Annotated in this window: 3 protein-coding genes and 1 pseudogene; all 4 read right to left on the bottom strand. The window is 67.3% G+C overall.

Annotated features, from left to right (window positions below; translation table 11 throughout):
* Window positions 1-660, bottom strand: a pseudogene (locus tag BACI9J_RS22925) (helix-turn-helix domain-containing protein); the annotation flags it as partial.
* A gap of 213 nt (window positions 661-873) precedes the next feature.
* Window positions 874-1113 (bottom strand): hypothetical protein, encoded by a 240-nt coding sequence (locus BACI9J_RS22930; RefSeq protein ID WP_111085077.1) that lies wholly within the window; start codon window positions 1111-1113, stop codon window positions 874-876.
* A gap of 173 nt (window positions 1114-1286) precedes the next feature.
* On the bottom strand, window positions 1287-2426 hold the full coding sequence (locus BACI9J_RS22935; protein ID WP_159736674.1) for an alpha/beta hydrolase family protein: 1140 nt from the start codon (window positions 2424-2426) through the stop codon (window positions 1287-1289).
* Window positions 2408-2818: hypothetical protein (locus tag BACI9J_RS22940; RefSeq protein WP_159736675.1), on the bottom strand; the 411-nt coding region annotated here is incomplete at its 5' end. The genes BACI9J_RS22940 and BACI9J_RS22935, both read right to left, overlap by 19 nt.

Consider the following 2818-nt stretch of genomic DNA (forward strand, 5'->3'; position numbering starts at 1 on the left):
GGACCGGTGCACCCGGTGACGGGCGTCGACGGGACCGGTGGGGGAGGAGTCCGCGGGATCCACGGTCGGGCGGAGCTCACGGAACGCGGCCGTGACGCGGAGGAGATCGCCGGCGGTGACGGTCGGGGTGCGGAGCACGTCGACGTCGTCGGCGCCGGCCATCACCTCGGACGCGCCACCGCGTGCGTGTGGGGTCAGCGGCGGGCGGACGGCGCCCGTGCGGTCGTTGCAGAGCAACCCGTGGTCAAGAGACGGCAGGACAGCGCGCGCGGCGCCGGCGAGCTGCACCATCGTGGCCTTGTCGACGCCGGCGAGGGGCACCCAGACGTGGAACCCGCCGGTGGGGCTCGAACGGCACACCACGTGCGGCACCCGTGCGTCGCGGAGGATCCGGACCAGCACGCCGAGATCCTCGGCCGCCTGGTCGAAGTCCTCCGGGGTCTTCGCGTCGAGGTCGAACGCGGCGAACCAGAACCGCCCGTCAAGGTCGGTGAGATCGATGGTCCACGGCGTCGACGGGGCAGTGTGCCCTGCAGTCGGGAACTTCGACGGGTAGCTGTTCGACCGGATCGTCCCGTCCGCCTCCGCGATCATGCGGTTCACGTACCGACGAGGCGCGATCGAGCGCGTCAACGCCCAGGCGCTATCCGAAGAGGACACGCGGGCAGATTGATCTATACCGGGCGCAGCAACGTGCGTTACGATGGCGACACCTCCTCCTCTCGGGGTGGTGGTACGACGAAGGCTCCCGGCTCCAACCGGGCTTCTTCTCTCGGAAGCTCACGACCTGATCTGTTTGGCGACGTAGCAGGTAGTGAGAAACATGACTTGGGGCCTGGCCCCGAACCCCCGCCTCTGGCGGGGGTTTTGTCGTTAAGCGGCTGGGATCGGCAACTCCACTCGGTTAAGCCGACGGGGGTCCTCGACGAGCGGCATCGCGCCGTTTTCGGCGACGAGCGAGCGCGCTAGCGCGTCGAGGTAGTAGGCGACTGAGACGCCGCTCTCTTCAGCGGCGTCCTTGAACGCCTGGCGGGTCTCAGGAAGCACACGGCCCTGCAGAAGGACCGTAGGGGCGTTCTGCGCTCGGCTGGCGCGTCGTCCAAAGTCGCTCATAGTCACACCTTGGCGGGAACATGCATGCGCGCGGCGGCCTGGGACGGCGTGTCGCGAGACTGCATGGATGTTCCTTCTCCTTGCGAGGTAGGCGACTCGAACGACTGGCCAGCACGACCCCGTGGCGCTGAATGTCGCAGCCTGTCCGAAGCGCTAACGACCACCAAGGTACCCTATCCGTGCACCTTGGATGCCGTGGATAGAGCCGCGTTTCGGGAAAGGAAGCGTGAGATCGCGCCGTGGAACAGCTGGGGCTCGCGGTTAAGTTCCATGCCGTGCGGGCAGGGCGCGATCTCCACGAGGGTGACTGCCGCGCCAGGCACGGCCGCGAATCGCCTGGAGACCTCGAGGGGGACGTCGCGGTCGCCGGAGCTGTGGACGAGGAGGATCGGCAGGCCAGCTGCTGGTGTGGGACGCATCCAGCGCATGGGGATGGCTTTCCTGAGGCCGGCGAAGCGAGCGAGACCCGGGATCGTGAGCGTGAGGGCGCCCATTGACCCGAGGAACCCCGGGAAGCCTGCCTTGGACGCGCCGGCACGCAGGGCCGCGAACCAGTCGAGGGCTGGACAGACCAGGATCATGGCGTCGATCCGGTTGCGAAGGGTGGAGCGCGCGGCCGCGTGAAGAGCGATCGTCGCACCCATCGACCATCCGACGAGCACGAGACGCTCGGCTCCGTGGTCCACGGCGTAGTGCATCGCCGCGTCCAAGTCGTGCCACTCGTCTGTGCCGAACGTCGCGGGCAGGCCACGGCCGTCTTCAATGTCGCCGCGGTATCCGATGACGAGGGAGCTCATTCCGGCCGAGAGGGTGTCGGGTACGGCGCGCAGGATGGCTTGCCTGCCCGAGTGGATTCCGTGCACATGGATGGCCCAGGTCGTGGCGCCGGCCACGGGGAAGTACCACGCCTTCCGGGTGTCGCCGTCGGCGGTGATCGCAACCTCTTCGAAGGAGGACGACACAGATGCTGGAGTGTCTAGGAGGTACCCGCTCCAGACAAGCTTGTCCTCTGCTACTGGAACGGCCGTGGGTTCGCCCAGGATAGTCCGGCGGACGTGACGGTCGTCGTCGTCGAGCACGTCCCCGACGAGGATGCTGTGCTGGCCGTCGTGGAAGTACGCGCGGTACTCACCAGGGCACCGTGTCTGCTCGTCCGATTGGACGGTGATGCTGGCATCGTCGACGGCTACGACGGTGACGGTTCGCTTCGGGCGTGGGTGAATCGCCTTCTTCGCGACCACCACGCCCGCGGCGGTCGCCGCGGCTATGACCGTCAGAGTGGCTGCCCCTGCTGCTACACCGATAGCGCCCATGCGGTGACTCCCTTCGCGAGCCGTTCGTCTACTCGCTGTAAGTAGCGCTGCTCTTGTTCTGTGACCTCGAGGCGGCCGGCGACGATCTTGTCGCGGAGCTCGATGTACCGCTGCGCGGCAACCACCTCTGCGCTGCCCTGGAGGCGCAGCGTGGGCCTGCCCGCGGTTTGGTCTCGGGCAGACATGACGAACAGGCGGAGCGAGATCAGGCGCCACCGAAGGACAGTGATGAGCCGGCGCAGGGTCCGCCATCCGTGTGCGACACCGATGGCGACGATGCCGGGGTAGAAGAGGCTGTTGAACACGACGAGCATCACCCGTGAGAACGGTGTCTGCTGTCCATCGATGAACACCCTGGTGACGTCGACGAGCTCGGCGATGATCGCGAGTAC

This window comes from Arthrobacter sp. 9V (genome assembly GCF_902506065.1).
In the GTDB taxonomy this organism is placed as follows: Bacteria; Actinomycetota; Actinomycetes; order Actinomycetales; family Micrococcaceae; genus Arthrobacter.

Bases quoted from the DNA above. Each gene is read 5' to 3' on its own strand.
- BACI9J_RS22930 (WP_111085077.1), bottom strand. From the start codon at position 1,113: ATGAGCGACTTTGGACGACGCGCCAGCCGAGCGCAGAACGCCCCTACG.
- BACI9J_RS22935 (WP_159736674.1), bottom strand. From the start codon at position 2,426: ATGGGCGCTATCGGTGTAGCAGCAGGGGCAGCCACTCTGACGGTCATA.